The following is a 16,169-nucleotide window of genomic DNA, read 5'->3' as shown; positions in this document are numbered from 1 at the left end:
ATCCTCGTAAGGACAGACTTTATGTCTGTCCCCAATTGGACACACAACGGACAGACATAAAGCCTGTCCTTACGGTTATATCTTATCCACAATCTCTTTCAACATCTTATAAGACAGCCGTTGTAGCTGTTCGTCAAAAATATAGCTAACCGCCATGATTTCATCAAAGTGGACTTGATCGCGTAAAGTATTCAGTTGATGTGTCACACTTGCAGAGCTGCCAATCAGAGAACAGGCAGTCATCTGTTCGACCACGGCGCGTTCTTGGTTATACAGCGGGATTTCTTGAAAATCTACCGGGCCGAAATGCGGCGGGAATTGTGCGCTCAGGTGCCGTTTCCACACATCATCGGCGGAAGCCAACGGCGGTTGCAGGTTTTGCTGGGCGTTGGTGACCACATTTAAGAAAAATTGGGTTTGAGTTGTGGCTAATTGCCGAGCTTGCTCATCGGTTTGCGCGACAATCGCGTTCACCCCTAATATCACATAAGGTGCCGCTAAATGTGGTGAGGGCTTGAATTGTTTGCGATAAATTTCTACCGCCATTTCCATCATTCTAGGAGCAAAATGCGAGGCAAAAGCATAAGGCAAACCCAGTTCGGCCGCCAAATAAGCGCTTTCGGTGCTGGAACCGAGAATATAAAACGGCACCTTCAAGCCCGCCGCAGGATAGGCTGATACCGGATTCGTATTTTCAAAGTATCCGCGCAATTCGGCAATTTCCGTCGGGAAATCTGAATGTTCACGCCCTTTACGCAGTGCATAAGCAGTGCGCATATCCGTACCGGGTGCGCGCCCTAAGCCAAGCTCTACGCGGTTCGGATAAAGAGTTTCCAGCGTGCCGTACTGTTCCGCCACAATATAGGGGCTGTGATTTGGCAACATCACCCCGCCGGAACCGACCCGCAAGGTTTCGGTATGCGCCAGCGTATGCTGAATCAGTAAAGCGGTGGCGGAACTGGCAAGATTTTTGGTGTTGTGATGTTCGGCAATCCAGTAACGTTCGATACCGATTTGCTCCGCATATTGCGCAAGGGTCACCATTGACGCCATTGCCTGTTGATAATTTTGCCCTTCACGAACGGGGACTAAGTTGAGAATGGATAGTTTCATAAATTATTCCGAATAATAAAAATTAGGCATAGTATAAAGGTTAGAGATAACTCTAAAACAAGCGTTTTTTTCAGAAATTAGCCTCCTTGCCGAATTCTTTCGGAGCAATCCGCTTATTAAAATAAGCTTTATTCTCTTTCCTGATAAAAGTGCGGTCGAAAAATGAAGTGTTTTTACAAGCGGTCGGTTTCGGCAGAAATTTTGCAAATGGTACCTTGTTATACACACCCAATAATATATTAGAAAAAATGTGATTATTTATAGATTTTCCAATGGGAAAGTGTAATGCTTGTCTAAAATGGCAGCAAAAATCCTTTTGGATAAACTGCCATACAATGGCTGAAAGACAGCGGTTTGGTGTATTGCGTACCGCGCGTGAAAAAAAACATCTGCCGCTTTCTGCCTATCAAGCCCCTCGTTTTCTACTAGGAAACAGAAACAGGCACGGCGGAAGTGGATTTTGTGCTGCAACGCAAGCAAGCCGTGATTCCGATTGAAGTGAAAGCGGAAGAAAATCTCAAAGCCAAAAGTTTGAAAGTCTATGTGGAACAGTTTCAGTCGGAAAAGGCTATCCGGTTTTCTATGGCGGATTATCGGGAACAGGATTGGTTGGTGAATGTACCGTTGTATGCTTGCTTAAATTTTAATTACTAAGGGACAAAACTATGGAATTTCCATTATCTATTACAGCTAATATTAATAGCCATGAAGGCAATTTTTCTCGCGAACTAGAACTAAGATCCGCACTGACTTTTATCGTTGGTCCTAATGGCTCAGGGAAAACACATTTACTAAAAGGATTAAAAGAAAGCTTTTCAGGTTTCACAGAAAAGAAAGTGCGCTTCCTTTCTGCTGGCCGATTAGGCCCATTAGAACAATATCGTTCAAATTACGATCAATTTGACCGAAGTAACGAGAGTGATAATGCTCGGCATGGTAACAAAAATGAAAGAGAATATCGTCATAAAATTGAAAATATTAATGGCGACCTTCATACATTATCTGCCCGTCCAGATATTCTCATCAAGGTAAGAGAACGCTTACAAAAATTGTTCAAACGTAATATTGATGTAGATTGGGATGCAGGTAGTTTAAAAATTTCTTTTTCCAGATTAGGTGCTACAAATACTTATTATTCATCTGGACGAGAAGCATCAGGCTTATTGCATTTGGTAGGAATTTTATCCGCTCTCTATGATGATGAAGTTGGTGTATTACTCATTGATGAGCCAGAAGTTTCATTACATCCGCAGCTACAAGCATTTTTATTGAAGGAAATTCAACGAGCCGCTGGAATTCCAAATGATGATGATTATAAAAAACTTATAATTATGGCTACACACTCAACAGAAATGCTAAAAATATCAAACTCTAATAGTCTGTTAAATTTCATTTTCTGCAATGATTTAAAAGAAAATCCTATTCAAATTGCTCAAAATGCAGGAGAACTAAACAACAAGAAAGTAAAAGGGCTAATCGCGCGTTTGGGACAAGAACATAAATTGGCATTATTTTCCAAAACACCATTATTGGTTGAGGGTCCGTCAGATGTTATTATTTGTAATGCCCTATCAGATAAATTGTATCTAAATCTTGAAGCAGCGGGCTCCCAGATTCTACCTATTAATGGCAAAGAAGCTATGCCGGAAACCGTAAAATTACTAAGATTAATGGGGAAAAATCCAACTGTTTTAGTTGATGCTGATGCTTTTGCAGATGGACTTAATTTAGTTAATGCATATTTCAATAATACAGAAATAAAAGAGAAAGCTAATGAGTTGGCAAGCAAGCAAGGAAATGCAGATATATTATCTTGGGCGAAACAAGTTTATGATGATTTTTGTAACGCTGTAACGAATAATTGGAATGAAATTTCCGAACAAGCCCAATCTCATCCTTATTTTTCACTTTCAGATGATGTTGATAAGAAAGATGATATTGATAAGAAAAATAAACGATCTGCGTTATGCACTTTATTTGTAAGTGAAAATTTAGCAAAGGAATGGACAAATATAAAAAATCGCTTAGATGTATTATTTAGCATTTTTCAAGAATGTGGATTATTTATTTTGAAAAAAGGTGCTATTGAATCCTATTATTCAACTGCACAATTTGAATCAGACGATAAAGTAGATAAATCTGTTGCTGAAAGTGAAAATATTGATTCTTTACCTAGTGATAAAATTGATTCCTTACGCGAGGAATATAAGGATGTTATCGATTGTTTAATGTATGCTTCCAATAGTGAGAAAATTGATGAGTCTAGAGCAATTCGGGATGAATTGCTATCCTTCATAACTCCTATTCACGCACGATATTCAGAAGGAGAAACTAGTTTTAATAAGCCATCAACGATTTTTTCTTATGGGATTAATAATAGGGATGAATTAGAAATTTCAATGAGCAGCAAAGTTCTGGATGTGAAAGGTTTTCCTATAATTTTAAGAAAAAATGACAATGTTACGACAGTTGTCAATTCTGCTTTGGGACTAAAATAGCTAAAAATGCAGTCTGACAGTGAACTTTCAGACGGCATTTCCACTTTCACAACCCCCCCACTTTCACCAAAATTTTTGCAAAAACCTTTGGGTAAGCGGTAGAATCAGAGTGATTGTTAAATAATGCAAGGAGATGGGGATGAAACTTGGAATTGTCGGTACGGGAATGATTGTGCGGGATTTAATGCAAACTTTGCACAAGGTTCGGCTGGAGCAGCTGGCTATTTGGGGGCGGGATCAGGCAAAAACCGCGCAGTTTGCCGCCGAACAGGGCATTTTGCAGGTGTTTAGTGATTATGCTGCAATGCTAAATTCCGATTTGGATACGATCTATATCGCCCTACCGAATCATCTTCATTTTTCTTTTGCCAAGCAGGCGCTGGAAGCGGGCAAAAACGTGATTATGGAAAAGCCAATCACCTCAAATACGGATGAATTTAATCAACTAAGACAACTGGCTCAAACCCAAGGCGTGATCTTAATTGAAGCGGTTACGGTGCATTATCTGCCTGCTTATCTTGCGATTCGGGAAAAAGTGGCGGAGCTGGGCGAGATTAAAATCGTCAGTCTGAATTACAGCCAGTATTCCAGCCGTTACGACCGTTTCAAAGCGGGCGAAACGTTACCGGTGTTTGACCCGCAAAAATCGGGCGGGGCATTGATGGATCTCAATGTCTATAACGTGCATTTTGCGGTGGGGCTGTTCGGCAAACCGCAAAGCTGTACCTACGCCGCCAATATTCAGCGCGGCATTGATACCAGCGGTATTTTGCTGTTGGATTATCCGCAATTTAAAGCGGTTTGTATCGGCGCAAAAGACTGCGCCGCACCGGTTATGCTCTCTATTCAAGGCGATAAAGGCAATATCACCGTACCAATGCCGGCGAATGCCATGAACCGTTTCACTTACACCCCGAATCAAGGCGAAGCGCAGCATTTTGAGTTCGGCGACGTACACCGTATGCTCCCTGAATTTGAGCGGTTTGTGGACATTGTTGACCGCAAGGATTTTGCCCAAGCGGAAAAAATGCTGGATATTTCGGCGGCGGTCAGCGAAGTGATTGAACAAGCGAGAAAAGGAGCGGGAATCAGGTTTGCCGGGGAGTGAAATAACCATAAAACTATGCTTATTTTGTAATTAGTAGAGGCGGGTCCTGTGCCCGCCCTTTAAAATCACAGGTATTTCGGGCGGGCACAGGACCCGCCCCTACATCTGGCTTTGTTATAATCAGAGAGGCAAAGCCTCTGAATCTTGATACAACGCTTTGGCGTGGAAAGCGATATGCTCGCCGATAAAAGTGGCAATGAAGTAGTAGCTGTGATCGTAGCCTTGGCGTAAATAATATTCACAAGCCACATGATGTGCCCGGCAAGCGTCTAAAAACAGTTCCGGACGCAGTTGTTCCGTTAAGAAACTGTCTTTATCTCCTTGATCAATACGGATCGGCAAACGCGTTTCCGCGTTCACTAATGCGGTCGCATCATATTGTGTCCACTGCGTTTGATTATCGCCTAAATAGTGTTGAAAGGCTTTTTGCCCCCAAGGTACCTGAGTAGGCGCAACAATTGGGGCAAATGCGGATACACTGCTATAGCGTTGCGGATTTTTTAGCGCAATGGTTAATGCGCCGTGTCCGCCCATTGAATGTCCGCTAATTGCCTGTTTACCATTAACAGGGAAATGTTCCGCGATTAACGCAGGCAATTCATTCACAATATAATCATACATTTGATAATGTTTTGCCCAAGGCTGTTGGGTAGCATTGAGATAAAACCCTGCGCCTTTGCCAAGATCGTAACTTTCATTGTCCGCCACATCATCGCCGCGCGGGCTGGTGTCCGGTGCGACAATAATCACTTTATGTTGCGCCGCATAGCGTTGTGCGCCTGCTTTGGTAATAAAATTTTGCTCGGTACAGGTTAAACCGGAAAGCCAGTAGAGCACCGGCAATTTTTCTGTTTTTGCCTGCTTAGGTAAAAAGATGGCAAAGTTCATTGTGCAATTCAGTGTGGCAGACTGATGTTGCCACACTTGTTGCTCGCCGCCGAAAATACGGACGTTTTCTAACTGTTTCATTAGTAGTGCACCACTGTACGAATTGATTTACCTTCATGCATTAAATCGAAAGCTTCGTTAATGCGTTCAATCGGCATGGTGTGAGTGACAAACGGACGTAAACGAATAATGCCTTTCATCGCATCTTCAACCATGCCCGGCAACTGTGTTCTGCCTTTCACGCCGCCGAATGCCGAACCTTTCCAGGTTCTGCCGGTAACCAATTGGAACGGACGGGTTGAAATCTCTTGTCCCGCACCTGCCACACCGATAATGATTGATTGGCCCCAGCCACGATGCGCCGATTCCAAGGCTGCGCGCATCACATTCACATTACCGATACATTCAAAAGTATGATCCACCCCCCATTTGGTCATTTCGATAATTACCTGTTGGATCGGTTTGTCGAAATCATTCGGGTTTAAACATTCGGTTGCACCAAATTCCCGCGCCAGCTCAAATTTTGCCGGGTTGGTATCTATGGCAATAATACGTCCCGCTTTTGCCTGTTTCGCTCCTTGGATTACCGCCAAGCCGATACCGCCCAAACCGAACACCGCTACTGAATCGCCTTCTTGTACTTTTGCCGTATTGTGTACCGCACCGATACCCGTGGTTACACCACAACCCAGTAAGCACACTTCTTCCGGATTTGCTTGCGGATTGATTTTTGCTAATGAAACATCCGCTACTACAGTATATTCACTGAAGGTTGAACAACCCATATAGTGGAAAATCGGCTGGCCGTTGTAAGAGAAACGGGTTGTGCCATCCGGCATTAAGCCTTTACCCTGTGTTTCACGCACTGATACACACAGGTTACTTTTGCCTGATTTACAGAATTCACATTCGCGACATTCCGCGGTATAGAGCGGAATTACATGATCGCCCACCGCAACACTGGTCACGCCTTCGCCCACTTCTACAACAACTCCGGCACCTTCGTGACCAAGAACCACAGGGAATACGCCTTCCGGATCAGCGCCCGATAAAGTGAAAGCGTCCGTATGGCATACGCCGGTATGAGTGATTTTTACTAATACTTCGCCTTTTTTCGGGCGTTCTACATCAATTTCTACCATTTTAAGTGGTTCGTTCGGTGCAAATGCCACCGCCGCACGGGATTTAATTGTATTGCTCATAATTTTTCCTTATCACAGTAAAAAGTAGGCATAGTATAAAAGTTAGAGTAAACTCTAAGGCAAGTCTTTTTTGAGGGTTTTTGTATGAACAGCCAAAAAAAATTTTATACCATTAGCCAATTAGCCGAAAAATTAGCGATTACAACACATACGTTACGCTTTTATGAGAAAGAGGGTTTATTGCCATCCGTTCAGCGTGATCAAAATGGCAACCGTCTGTTCATTCAAGCGGACGTAGAGTGGTTAGAATTATTGATATGCCTAAAAAATACCGGAATGCCGCTTAAAGAAATTAAGCGGTTTGTGGAGTGGTTAAATTATGGCGACAGCACCATTGAACAGCGTTTGCAATTATTCCAAGCGCAAGTCACCAAAGTGGAGCAACAAATTGCCGAACTACAACGCCATTTGGAAATTCTGAAATACAAACGCCAGTTCTATCAATGCGCTAAAGAATTGGGTTCGGTGCAAGCGGTGTTGGATACCCAACTCCAGCAACAATTTGCCGAACAGAATATCTTACTGCCGGTATCACCGTTGAGTATGGCGGAGAATGAATAAAGTTACAGAGATGTTTAAAAGCAATCCGTATTTTGTACAAATTAAGGTTTTCTATGATTATCAACACCGGCGGGCGCACCGATACCGTCCATTATTACAGTAAATGGCTGTTAAAACGCTTTGAAGAAGGCTATGTGCTGTCGCGCAATCCGCTGTTTCCGAATAAAGTTACACGTTATGAACTGACGCCTGAAACGGTGGATTGTGTGGTGTTTTGTTCAAAGAATTACCGTCTGATTTTGCCGGATCTACACAAAATCACCGATCGTTTTAACACTTATTTTCATTACACCATCACCGCCTACGGCAAGGATATTGAGCCGGGCGTGCCAACGGCGTGAATTTTAAATCGCTTAAACATAAAGGCGACCGACACATTGCGGTTGTGTGGAAAGTCGTGACATTGGTGCTTACGACAGTTGTCCCAGCGGTTGCAAATATTGTTATGCCAATAAAAGTTCCGCCAAAGCCCGTGCATGCAGCAATATCACGATCCGGATTCGCCCTTATTGCTCGGGTATTTGCGTGAAACGGATGTTGTCACTCAAAGCCCGCAAAAAAGCTTTTTAGCTACTCGGCAGATGGATTTGATTATACTGCGGAAGGATTAATAGCAGCATCTATCGTATCCATTACCTTTAGGTATTAAAAAATAATCAAAAAAACGGTGAGTTTTAAAATTTCATTAAAATTCACCGCACTTTTATATGATTAGTTTTTCATGGACTGCACCGGCGCCGGAATGCGTCCGCCACGGTTGACAAACACTTCGCAGGATCCTTCTTTCACCGGCATAATCGGCGCATAACCGAGCAATCCGCCGAATTCCACGCTTTCGCCTACGTTTTTGCCGCTAACCGGAATAATGCGCACGGCGGTGGTTTTGCTGTTGATCATACCGATTGCCGCTTCGTCTGCGATAATGCCTGAAATGGTATGGGCCGGTGTCGAGCCGGGCACCGCAATCATATCCAAACCGACGGAACAAACCGCCGTCATGGCTTCCAGTTTATCCAGGGTTAAAATACCGCTTTCCGCTGCGGCGATCATACCTTCGTCTTCCGATACCGGAATAAAGGCGCCGCTTAAACCGCCTACCGCACTGGATGCCATCATACCGCCTTTTTTCACAGCGTCGTTTAACAACGCAAGGGCGGCGGTCGTACCGTGGGTACCGCAAACCGTTAAGCCCATGGTTTCAAGAATTCGCGCCACCGAATCGCCCACCGCCGGTGTAGGGGCGAGGGATAAATCCAGGATACCGAATGGAATATTCAGCATTTTTGACGCTTCCTGACCGATTAATTCACCCACGCGGGTAATTTTAAAGGCGGTTTTTTTCACCACTTCCGCCACTTCGGTTAAGCTGGTGGCATTGGAATTCGCCAAGGCTTCTTTCACCACGCCCGGACCGGAAACTCCCACGTTAATTACCGCATCCGCTTCGCCCGAACCGTGAAAAGCGCCCGCCATAAACGGATTATCTTCCACCGCATTGCAGAACACCACGATTTTGGCGCAACCAAAGCCTTCCGGCGTGATATCCGCCGTGCGTTTAATGGTTTCGCCCGCCAGTTTTACCGCATTCATATTGATACCCGCACGGGTTGAACCGATATTGATGGAGCTGCATACGATATCCGTGCTTTTCATGGCTTCCGGAATTGAACGGATTAACACTTCGTCGGAAGGCGACATGCCTTTTTGTACCAGCGCGGAAAAGCCGCCGATAAAGGATACGCCGATCGCTTTCGCCGCACGATCCAAGGTTTGTGCAATAGATACGTAAGAATCCGCTTTGGTTGCCGCGGCAATTTGTGCGATAGGGGTGACGGAAATCCGTTGATTTACAATAGGTACGCCGTATTTCGCGGAAAGGATTTTGGCGGTTTCCACTAAATCTTTGCCGATAGTGGTAATTTTGTTGTAAATATTTTGATTTAACTGATCAATATCGTTGGTGATACAGTCGTGTAAATCAATACCGATGGTGATGGTTCGCACGTCAAAGTTTTGATCCGCCACCATTCGAATGGTTTCTAAAATTTCGCTAGATTGAATTGTCATCATTCACTCCGTTAGATCCGGTGCATTGCTTTAAAGATTTCTTCGTTTTGCAAACGAATATCTAAGGCAAGGTTTTTACTTTCTTGAGTGAAGAATTCCGCTAATTCGGGGAATGATTTGGAACATTTTGATGTGTCTACCAAGATAATCATGGTGAAGTAATCATCCATTAATTGTTGGGTGATATTCACGATATTGATTTGGTTTTCCGCAAGTATTTTTGATACGTCGTAAACGATACCGACACGGTCTTTACCGATAACGGTAATTACTGAGTTTGCCATATTTTTTCCTGTTATAAGTGAGTTAAATCGTTGAAAGTGAATTATAGCAGTTTTTGCGGCGATTGGATGAAAGTAAAAGTGCGGTAAAAAAATCTTAAATTTTTCACCGCACTTTTGATTGTCGGAATAAAGTTTACAGCCAGAATAAATAACCGATAGCCGAAACGATAATGATACAGCTTAGGTTTATTTTATATGACCGCAACATATCGCGCTGTTTGACCATTCCGGTACTGAACACAATGGCATTCGGCGGCGTCCCCACCGGCATCATAAAGGCGCAGGAAGCGCCCAAACCGATAATTAATGCAAAACCGAGCGGCGACATATTGAGTGATTCGGCAATGGAAATAAAAATCGGTACTAATAACGCCGCACTGGCGGTATTTGAAGTGAATTCCGTGAGTAACACGATAAAGGAGGCGATAATTAAGCAGATAATGTAGTAATGTTTGCCTTCAATAATGGCGACAATGCCGTCCGCCATAATTTTACTCGCACCGGTATGGGTTAATACGGCGCTTAGGGTCAAACCGCCGCCGAAGAGATATAATACGCCCCATTCGGTGTGATGCTGAATTTGTTCCCAGTTCACAACCCGGCAGATACAAAGTAATAATGCGGCAGAAACGCCGACGATACTGTCAAAGCTTGCAATTTTACCGCCTAATCCTAGCAAGCTTGCTATGTAAGGGTTAATTTCCGATCCTAAAACCCATAATAAGGCGACAAGAACGAAAATACTCAGGGTGATAATTCGCGGAGTAGTTAATTGGATTTGCTCGAATTGGTAATCAAAGGTTTGATTAAATTTCGGTCTGAAATTAAAGTAAAGCAAGCCGATCACAATCGGGAACAGCAATAACATGACCGGTACGCCGTATTTTACCCAGTCTGCAAAAGTTAAATTTACTTGTGAGGCGGCAATCGCATTCGGCGGACTGCCGACTAAGGTTCCCATACCGCCGATACTTGCACTGTAAGCAATACCTAATAGCACGAACACATAAGTGTTATGCTCTTTTTCTCTGTCCATATTACTCATAATCCCCATGGCGAGCGGAATCATCATGGCGGCAGTGGCGGTATTGCTCATCCACATAGATAAAAAAGCGGTAGCAAAGAATAAAAATAAGACGGCGACGCACAGATTGCCTTTTGCCATCGTCATAATTTTATTGGCGATCAAGCGATCAATTTTTTGAATGTGTAACGCAGCGGCTAAGGCAAATCCACCGAAAAACAGAAAGATGGTAGGGTCGGCGAAAGCCACTAACGCTTCTTTGGTGGAGAACAATCCCAAGCCGATAGTTAAAATAGGAACAAAAAGAGCGGTGATGGTAACGTGTAAGGCTTCGGTGAGCCAAAGAACAGCAACAAAAGCTAACAGGGAAAGTCCTTTTCTTGGCGCTTCATCAAAGGGGAGAACATTTAATAAAATAAAAAATAACCCAATATCTGCAATAAGAATAATCATATTGCGGCGGTTTTTACTTGATTCGTTTTCTTGCGTATCCGTACTCATTTTGTACCTCTGTGTATTAATGAAAAGCCTTCTCCTATAAGGTCAGAAGAAGACTTAATTTATGATAAAAATCATGGAAAAGTATCTGCAATCCGTATAACGGATCGTTTTTCTTTTCGGGAATGTCGGCATAGCCAAGGTTCAAAAAAACTATTTTTTTGACCGCACTTTTGATTAAACATCGTAAGTACCCATAATTTCCGCTTTTGCTAAAATGTGTCCCTGCATAGCAAAGTGCAACTCATTAAATTTAAAACCCGGCTGTAAGTCTAATTTCGTATCTAAAGCATAAACAAAAAGCTCGTAGCGATGCAGGCAGTTTGGCGGTGCCATGCCGCCGTAAGCCGAAGCCTCGGTAATATCAAGTTTAGCTAAAACACTGGACCAGGAATTGGCACCCTGAATGAAATCCGTCGCCGTTTGGCTTTCGTTTTCCAAAACGGAGGTGCGTTCTAAATTAGCGATTAACCAATGGATCCAAACAAATCCGCTGGCGGTAACGGCATCTTTATCTTCTAATACCACGGCAAAAGATTTAGTGCCTTCCGGCGCCCCTGTAATTTCAAAAGGAATGGAATAACTCGGCATACCGTTCGGTGTAAACTGTGAGCCCCGTTTACCGTATTTATCTTCAAAAGCGCCGTTTTTAATGGCGGAACTGGTTACTTTCATAGATACCTCCGTTAAAATGAAATGATGTTTTAAATTGCCACAGTTAAATCATAATGGCAAGTTAAAGAGGATTAAAAAGGACAAAAATATGCCTGTTGTTGATAAGTTCCATCATAACAGAGATTTTGTTAGATTATTATTCAATAAAAGAGGAAATTAAAAAATAAAACAAAGCCTTTTATATCGTAAAGCGGGCTAAACTTTGTTATTATCAGCCAACATTTTCATCTCTTAGGAGAAAAAGCTTATGCATTGCCCATTTTGTTCAACAGAAGAAACCAAGGTTATTGACAGCCGTTTGGTTTCAGATGGCTATCAGGTTCGTCGTCGTCGTGAATGCACGAAATGTCATGAGCGTTTTACCACCTTTGAAACGGCTGAATTAGTGGTGCCTAAAATTATCAAAAATAACGGTATGCGTGAACCTTTTAATGAAGATAAATTACGCCGCGGCATCCAGCATGCGCTGGAAAAACGCCCGGTAAGCGCCGATGACGTAGAAAAGGCAATCAGTCATATTACTCATCAGTTACGGGCAACCGGCGAACGAGAAGTGCCGAGTAAATTAGTGGGCTCTTTGGTAATGGAAGAGCTGAAAAAACTGGATAAAGTGGCGTATATTCGTTTTGCTTCGGTTTATTTAAGTTTTGAAAATATTAACGAGTTCAGTAACGAAATTGAAAAGTTAAAGGATTAAACATGAGCGAATTTACCGAACAAGATCGCGCATTTATGCAACTAGCCATTGAATTAGCTGAAAAGGGGCAATTTACTACTACCCCTAATCCGTCCGTCGGTTGTGTTTTAGTGAAACAGGGTGAAATCGTCGGCAAAGGTTTTCATTTTAAAGCGGGCGAACCTCATGCGGAGGTTATGGCTATGCGCGAGGCGGGGAAAAACGCAAAAGGCGCCACCGCTTATGTAACTCTTGAGCCTTGTTCCCATTTCGGGCGTACGCCGCCGTGTGCGAAAGGGTTAATTGAAGCCGGCGTGGTTAAAGTGATTGCGGCAATGGAAGATCCGAATCCTTCTGTTGCCGGTCAAGGGCTGAAAATGTTACAACAGGCGGGGATTGAAACTGCGGTAGGGTTATTACAAGAACAAGCGGAGCGGTTAAATCGCGGTTTTTTAAAACGTATGCGAACCGGGCTCCCCTATGTGCAATTGAAAATGGCAATGACAATTGACGGCAGAACCGCCACATCGACTGGTGAAAGCCAGTGGATTACCGGTGAATCGGCACGCATTGACGTGCAACAGGAGCGAGCAAAGGCTTCCGCTATTTTATCGGCTAGCGGTACGGTGCTGGCTGATAACCCAAGTTTAAATGTGCGCTGGGAGCAATTTCCCGAACAGTTAAAAGCAGATTATAAAAAAGAAACGGTGCGCCAGCCGGTACGTGTGATTATTGATTCTAAACAGCAAATTTCATCTCAGCTTAATCTGTTTAAGATAGATTCGCCTGTTTGGTTGGCGGGTATACAACCGCGGGATCTTACGGATTTTCCTGCGAATTGCGAAATTATCTGTTTAATGCCTGAAAAGGAACAAAGCTTACTGCAAGCCTTGATGATAGAATTAGGCAAACGCCAAATTAATTCCGTTTGGGTAGAAGCGGGTGCTAAATTGGCGGGGGCATTAATCGAGCAGAATTTAGTGGATGAATTGGTGTTATATATAGCGCCTAAATTATTGGGTGACGAAGCAAAAGGCCTATGTCATTTGCCGCATTTAACTAAATTAGCGGATGCGCCTTTATGGCGGCTCCAATCCATGGAAAAAGTAGGTGATGATATTAAAATGATTTACATGAGGAAGTAATCAATAATGCTAAAGAAAATTATTCAGTCCGCTGTTATCGGTTTAGCTTGTGCGGGTTTTATATTAGCGGTTTTACCTCGTTTTTCTTCAACCGGACAACCGTTTTATTCCGGCGAAGACGTGGTTTTATCTTTTAAAAATGCGGTACGTGCCGCCTCGCCTGCAGTGGTGAATGTTTATAATCAATCATTATCTTCTTCCAGTGTCGATGAGAAATTTCAAGTCAATAATCTGGGATCGGGTGTGATTATGTCGAAAGACGGCTATATTCTGACTAATATGCACGTTATTCAAAATGCCGATCAAATTGTAGTGGCTTTACAAAACGGCGCTTTATTTGAAGCCACATTGATTGGTACGGATAAATTGACTGATCTCGCAGTATTAAAAATTCGTGCGGATAACCTGACCACCATTCCGCAAAATCCGGATCGTTCGATTCATGTGGGCGATGTTGTGCTGGCTATCGGTAATCCTTACAACTTGGGACAAAGTGTTTCCCAGGGTATTATCAGCGCCACTGGTCGCAATGCTATTGGAGATTCGGTAGGACGCCAAAACTTTATCCAAACCGATGCTTCGATTAACCGGGGAAATTCGGGGGGCGCTTTAATTAACTCAGTGGGTGAATTAGTGGGTATCAGCACATTAAGTTTCGGCAAGGATCCTTCGGATGTCGCAGAAGGATTAAATTTTGCCATTCCGATGAATATCGCCAATGACGTGTTGCAAAAGATTATCCGTGACGGTCGTGTTATCCGCGGTTTTTTTGGTGTGCAAAGCGATATTATCTTTAACGACGGTTCCGATTCCGAGCCGGGAGTTAAAGTAAAAAGTGTGGTAAGCAACGGTCCTGCGGCGAAAGCCGGTATTCAGCCGAATGACGTTATTTTGGAATTCAACGGTGAAAAAGCGAATTCGCCGGCGCAAATGATGCAGGTTATCAGCAACGTTCGTCCGGGAAGTGTGGTGAAGGTGTTGATTGAACGTGCCGGTAACCAGTTAGAATTGCCGGTAAAAATTGAAGAATTCCCCGATACTCTGCCGCAATAACCCAAAAAATTGAGCGACATTTATGTCGCTCAATTTTTATCAAAAGTGCGGTAAAAAATTCGCAAATTTATACCGCAGTTTGAAATAAGTATAGGTTGTAGACGATATAACAGACAAAAAACAATAAACCTTCAAATCGGTTGATTTTCCCCGCTTTTTTGCTTCTGCCGAAACCTAATCCGAAGATTAATAAGGCGACTGTCAGTGCGGACATTACCAGCATATCTCGGTTAAAGACTTCAGGCCCTATTTGCATCGGCGAAATCACACCGGCAATTCCTACAACCGCAAGTGTGTTAAATAAATTAGAACCGATGATATTGCCGACGGCTAAATCTACCTGATCCTTTTTTGCCGCTGCTAAAGAGGAGGCGAGCTCCGGCAATGATGTGCCGACCGCGACAATAGTTAAACCGATAACTAAGTCGCTGACACCGAAATAATGGGCGAATTCAACGGCTCCCCAAACTAATAACTGAGAACTGGTCATTAATAATACCAGACCTACGAGTAACCACATAAGCGCCTGTTTTAAGCTCATCTCTTCCTGTTCGGCCAATTCTTCCGTAATTTCTCGAGCCAGACTGTCATTTTTGTTTTTTAACCCGTTTATGATCGACCAACTCATATAAATAAAGAAAATAAATAATAAAACAAAGGCATCTAATCGGGAAACTTCGTTATCATAGATTAACAGGGCGGAAATTGCGGTAATGAAAATAAGCATTGGCAATTCCTGTTTTAACGCTTGTGAATTTACCGCTAAAGGTGAAATGAGGGCGGTTAACCCCAGAATTAACGCAATATTGGTAATATTTGAGCCGTAAGCATTTCCCAGCGCAATGCCCGGATTGCCGTTTAATGCGGAAAGCGCGGAGACAATCATTTCCGGCGCGGAAGTACCAAAACCGATAATAACGATACCGATTAAAAGTTGAGGCATACCGAAAGCGCGCGCCGTGGCGGTGGCTCCGTCAACAAAACGATCCGCCGACCAGATTAACAGAATTAAACCGCCGATAATGGCAAGAGAAGGAAGATACATAAGAGATCCTAAATCAATAAAACGAACGGGAATTATATATAGAATGATAAAAATTGAATAGGGTTGCGAAGAAATAAAAGCGGGACGTTAAAAAAACAAAAGCCCGCAAAAAGGGCGGGCAAAAAAATCTTTTGGCTGATACACTACACTTTTATAAAAGGAGACAAATAAAAGTAACCAAAAGAGAATTTGGCTCCTCCTGCTGGACTTGAACCAGCGACATACGGATTAACAGTCCGCCGTTCTACCGACTGAACTAAGGAGGAATTATTCTGTAACATTAAGGTCTGTTTATAAAAGATGGACAAACCTTGGGGTATCGAATTAAGTAG

Annotated in this window: 16 protein-coding genes, 1 tRNA gene and 1 pseudogene; 9 read left to right on the top strand and 9 right to left on the bottom strand. The window is 43.2% G+C overall.

Annotated features, from left to right (window positions below):
- Nucleotides 1-75: 75 nt before the first annotated feature.
- Nucleotides 76-1,113 carry an LLM class flavin-dependent oxidoreductase gene (locus tag MS_RS06360; RefSeq protein WP_011200568.1) on the bottom strand — a complete coding sequence of 346 codons (1,038 nt, stop codon included), beginning with the start codon at nucleotides 1,111-1,113 and terminating at the stop codon, nucleotides 76-78.
- Nucleotides 1,114-1,440: 327 nt separating this feature from the next.
- On the opposite strand from MS_RS06360, the pseudogene MS_RS11025 reads away from it, so the two are divergent.
- The 3 genes and pseudogenes from MS_RS11025 to MS_RS06345 form a co-directional block, all read left to right on the top strand.
- A pseudogene (locus MS_RS11025) lies at nucleotides 1,441-1,767 on the top strand (ATPase); the annotation flags it as partial.
- 11 nt (nucleotides 1,768-1,778) lie between these two features.
- Nucleotides 1,779-3,611, top strand: a complete 1,833-nt coding sequence (locus MS_RS06350) for an ATP-dependent nuclease (RefSeq protein ID WP_011200564.1) — start codon at nucleotides 1,779-1,781, stop codon at nucleotides 3,609-3,611.
- Between the two features lie 139 nt (nucleotides 3,612-3,750).
- Entirely contained in the window at nucleotides 3,751-4,719 is a 969-nt protein-coding gene (locus MS_RS06345) for a Gfo/Idh/MocA family protein (RefSeq protein WP_041639810.1), read from the top strand.
- 120 nt (nucleotides 4,720-4,839) lie between these two features.
- On the opposite strand, the gene fghA is transcribed toward MS_RS06345, so the two are convergent.
- Together fghA and MS_RS06335 are read right to left on the bottom strand one after the other, a co-directional pair.
- A complete protein-coding gene (fghA, locus tag MS_RS06340; protein WP_011200561.1) occupies nucleotides 4,840-5,688 on the bottom strand; it encodes an S-formylglutathione hydrolase in 849 nt (282 codons plus the stop codon).
- The gene (locus tag MS_RS06335; protein WP_041640207.1) at nucleotides 5,688-6,797 is read right to left on the bottom strand and encodes an S-(hydroxymethyl)glutathione dehydrogenase/class III alcohol dehydrogenase; all 1,110 of its coding nucleotides are present in this window, start codon (nucleotides 6,795-6,797) and stop codon (nucleotides 5,688-5,690) included. The genes fghA and MS_RS06335 overlap by 1 nt, the downstream gene beginning before the upstream one ends.
- Nucleotides 6,798-6,893: 96 nt before the next feature.
- Between MS_RS06335 and MS_RS06330 the strand changes: the two genes are divergently transcribed.
- From MS_RS06330 to MS_RS11270, 3 genes are read left to right on the top strand one after another with little or no spacing between them, the layout of a single operon-like run.
- Entirely contained in the window at nucleotides 6,894-7,370 is a 477-nt protein-coding gene (locus tag MS_RS06330; RefSeq protein WP_011200559.1) for a MerR family transcriptional regulator, read from the top strand.
- 53 nt (nucleotides 7,371-7,423) lie between these two features.
- Nucleotides 7,424-7,711 carry a DUF1848 family protein gene (locus tag MS_RS11220; RefSeq protein WP_050738260.1) on the top strand — a complete coding sequence of 96 codons (288 nt, stop codon included), beginning with the start codon at nucleotides 7,424-7,426 and terminating at the stop codon, nucleotides 7,709-7,711.
- Between the two features lie 46 nt (nucleotides 7,712-7,757).
- Nucleotides 7,758-7,940, top strand: coding sequence for a DUF1848 family protein (locus MS_RS11270; RefSeq protein ID WP_011200556.1), 183 nt, complete (start codon nucleotides 7,758-7,760; stop codon nucleotides 7,938-7,940).
- Nucleotides 7,941-8,081: 141 nt separating this feature from the next.
- Here MS_RS11270 and MS_RS06320 read toward each other — a convergent pair whose 3' ends face one another.
- The 4 genes from MS_RS06320 to MS_RS06305 form a co-directional block, all read right to left on the bottom strand.
- The gene (locus MS_RS06320; protein ID WP_041639807.1) at nucleotides 8,082-9,437 is read right to left on the bottom strand and encodes a PFL family protein; all 1,356 of its coding nucleotides are present in this window, start codon (nucleotides 9,435-9,437) and stop codon (nucleotides 8,082-8,084) included.
- Nucleotides 9,438-9,448: 11 nt separating this feature from the next.
- Nucleotides 9,449-9,721, bottom strand: coding sequence for an ACT domain-containing protein (locus MS_RS06315; protein WP_011200553.1), 273 nt, complete (start codon nucleotides 9,719-9,721; stop codon nucleotides 9,449-9,451).
- Between the two features lie 133 nt (nucleotides 9,722-9,854).
- On the bottom strand, nucleotides 9,855-11,246 hold the full coding sequence (locus MS_RS06310; protein ID WP_011200552.1) for a DASS family sodium-coupled anion symporter: 1,392 nt from the start codon (nucleotides 11,244-11,246) through the stop codon (nucleotides 9,855-9,857).
- A 174-nt stretch (nucleotides 11,247-11,420) separates the two neighbouring features.
- Nucleotides 11,421-11,918: a YbhB/YbcL family Raf kinase inhibitor-like protein gene (locus MS_RS06305; RefSeq protein WP_011200550.1), complete on the bottom strand. Its 498-nt coding sequence runs from the start codon at nucleotides 11,916-11,918 to the stop codon at nucleotides 11,421-11,423.
- Between the two features lie 247 nt (nucleotides 11,919-12,165).
- Between MS_RS06305 and nrdR the strand changes: the two genes are divergently transcribed.
- From nrdR to degS, 3 genes are read left to right on the top strand one after another with little or no spacing between them, the layout of a single operon-like run.
- Nucleotides 12,166-12,615, top strand: a complete 450-nt coding sequence (nrdR, locus tag MS_RS06300) for a transcriptional regulator NrdR (RefSeq protein WP_011200549.1) — start codon at nucleotides 12,166-12,168, stop codon at nucleotides 12,613-12,615.
- Between the two features lie 2 nt (nucleotides 12,616-12,617).
- Nucleotides 12,618-13,739: a bifunctional diaminohydroxyphosphoribosylaminopyrimidine deaminase/5-amino-6-(5-phosphoribosylamino)uracil reductase RibD gene (gene ribD / locus MS_RS06295; protein WP_011200548.1), complete on the top strand. Its 1,122-nt coding sequence runs from the start codon at nucleotides 12,618-12,620 to the stop codon at nucleotides 13,737-13,739.
- Between the two features lie 6 nt (nucleotides 13,740-13,745).
- Nucleotides 13,746-14,792 (top strand): outer membrane-stress sensor serine endopeptidase DegS, encoded by a 1,047-nt coding sequence (gene degS / locus MS_RS06290; RefSeq protein ID WP_011200547.1) that lies wholly within the window; start codon nucleotides 13,746-13,748, stop codon nucleotides 14,790-14,792.
- A gap of 67 nt (nucleotides 14,793-14,859) precedes the next feature.
- Here degS and MS_RS06285 read toward each other — a convergent pair whose 3' ends face one another.
- Nucleotides 14,860-15,837 (bottom strand): calcium/sodium antiporter, encoded by a 978-nt coding sequence (locus MS_RS06285; protein WP_011200546.1) that lies wholly within the window; start codon nucleotides 15,835-15,837, stop codon nucleotides 14,860-14,862.
- Nucleotides 15,838-16,027: 190 nt separating this feature from the next.
- Nucleotides 16,028-16,103, bottom strand: a tRNA-Asn gene (locus MS_RS06280).
- Nucleotides 16,104-16,169: the final 66 nt, after the last annotated feature.

This window comes from [Mannheimia] succiniciproducens MBEL55E, assembly GCF_000007745.1.
GTDB lineage: Bacteria > Pseudomonadota > Gammaproteobacteria > Enterobacterales > Pasteurellaceae > Basfia > Basfia succiniciproducens.
Note: the sequence above shows the minus strand (reverse complement) of the source record. Positions and strands in the feature narration are given on the sequence as shown.

Coding starts and splice junctions, on each gene's coding strand:
- MS_RS06320 (WP_041639807.1), bottom strand. CDS start 9,437: ATGACAATTCAATCTAGCGAAATTTTAGAAACCATTCGAATGGTGGCG.
- MS_RS06305 (WP_011200550.1), bottom strand. CDS start 11,918: ATGAAAGTAACCAGTTCCGCCATTAAAAACGGCGCTTTTGAAGATAAA.
- degS (WP_011200547.1), top strand. CDS start 13,746: ATGCTAAAGAAAATTATTCAGTCCGCTGTTATCGGTTTAGCTTGTGCG.
- MS_RS11220 (WP_050738260.1), top strand. CDS start 7,424: ATGATTATCAACACCGGCGGGCGCACCGATACCGTCCATTATTACAGT.
- MS_RS06315 (WP_011200553.1), bottom strand. CDS start 9,721: ATGGCAAACTCAGTAATTACCGTTATCGGTAAAGACCGTGTCGGTATC.
- MS_RS06350 (WP_011200564.1), top strand. CDS start 1,779: ATGGAATTTCCATTATCTATTACAGCTAATATTAATAGCCATGAAGGC.
- fghA (WP_011200561.1), bottom strand. CDS start 5,688: ATGAAACAGTTAGAAAACGTCCGTATTTTCGGCGGCGAGCAACAAGTG.
- MS_RS06285 (WP_011200546.1), bottom strand. CDS start 15,837: ATGTATCTTCCTTCTCTTGCCATTATCGGCGGTTTAATTCTGTTAATC.
- MS_RS06345 (WP_041639810.1), top strand. CDS start 3,751: ATGAAACTTGGAATTGTCGGTACGGGAATGATTGTGCGGGATTTAATG.
- MS_RS06310 (WP_011200552.1), bottom strand. CDS start 11,246: ATGAGTACGGATACGCAAGAAAACGAATCAAGTAAAAACCGCCGCAAT.
- MS_RS06330 (WP_011200559.1), top strand. CDS start 6,894: ATGAACAGCCAAAAAAAATTTTATACCATTAGCCAATTAGCCGAAAAA.
- nrdR (WP_011200549.1), top strand. CDS start 12,166: ATGCATTGCCCATTTTGTTCAACAGAAGAAACCAAGGTTATTGACAGC.
- MS_RS06360 (WP_011200568.1), bottom strand. CDS start 1,113: ATGAAACTATCCATTCTCAACTTAGTCCCCGTTCGTGAAGGGCAAAAT.
- ribD (WP_011200548.1), top strand. CDS start 12,618: ATGAGCGAATTTACCGAACAAGATCGCGCATTTATGCAACTAGCCATT.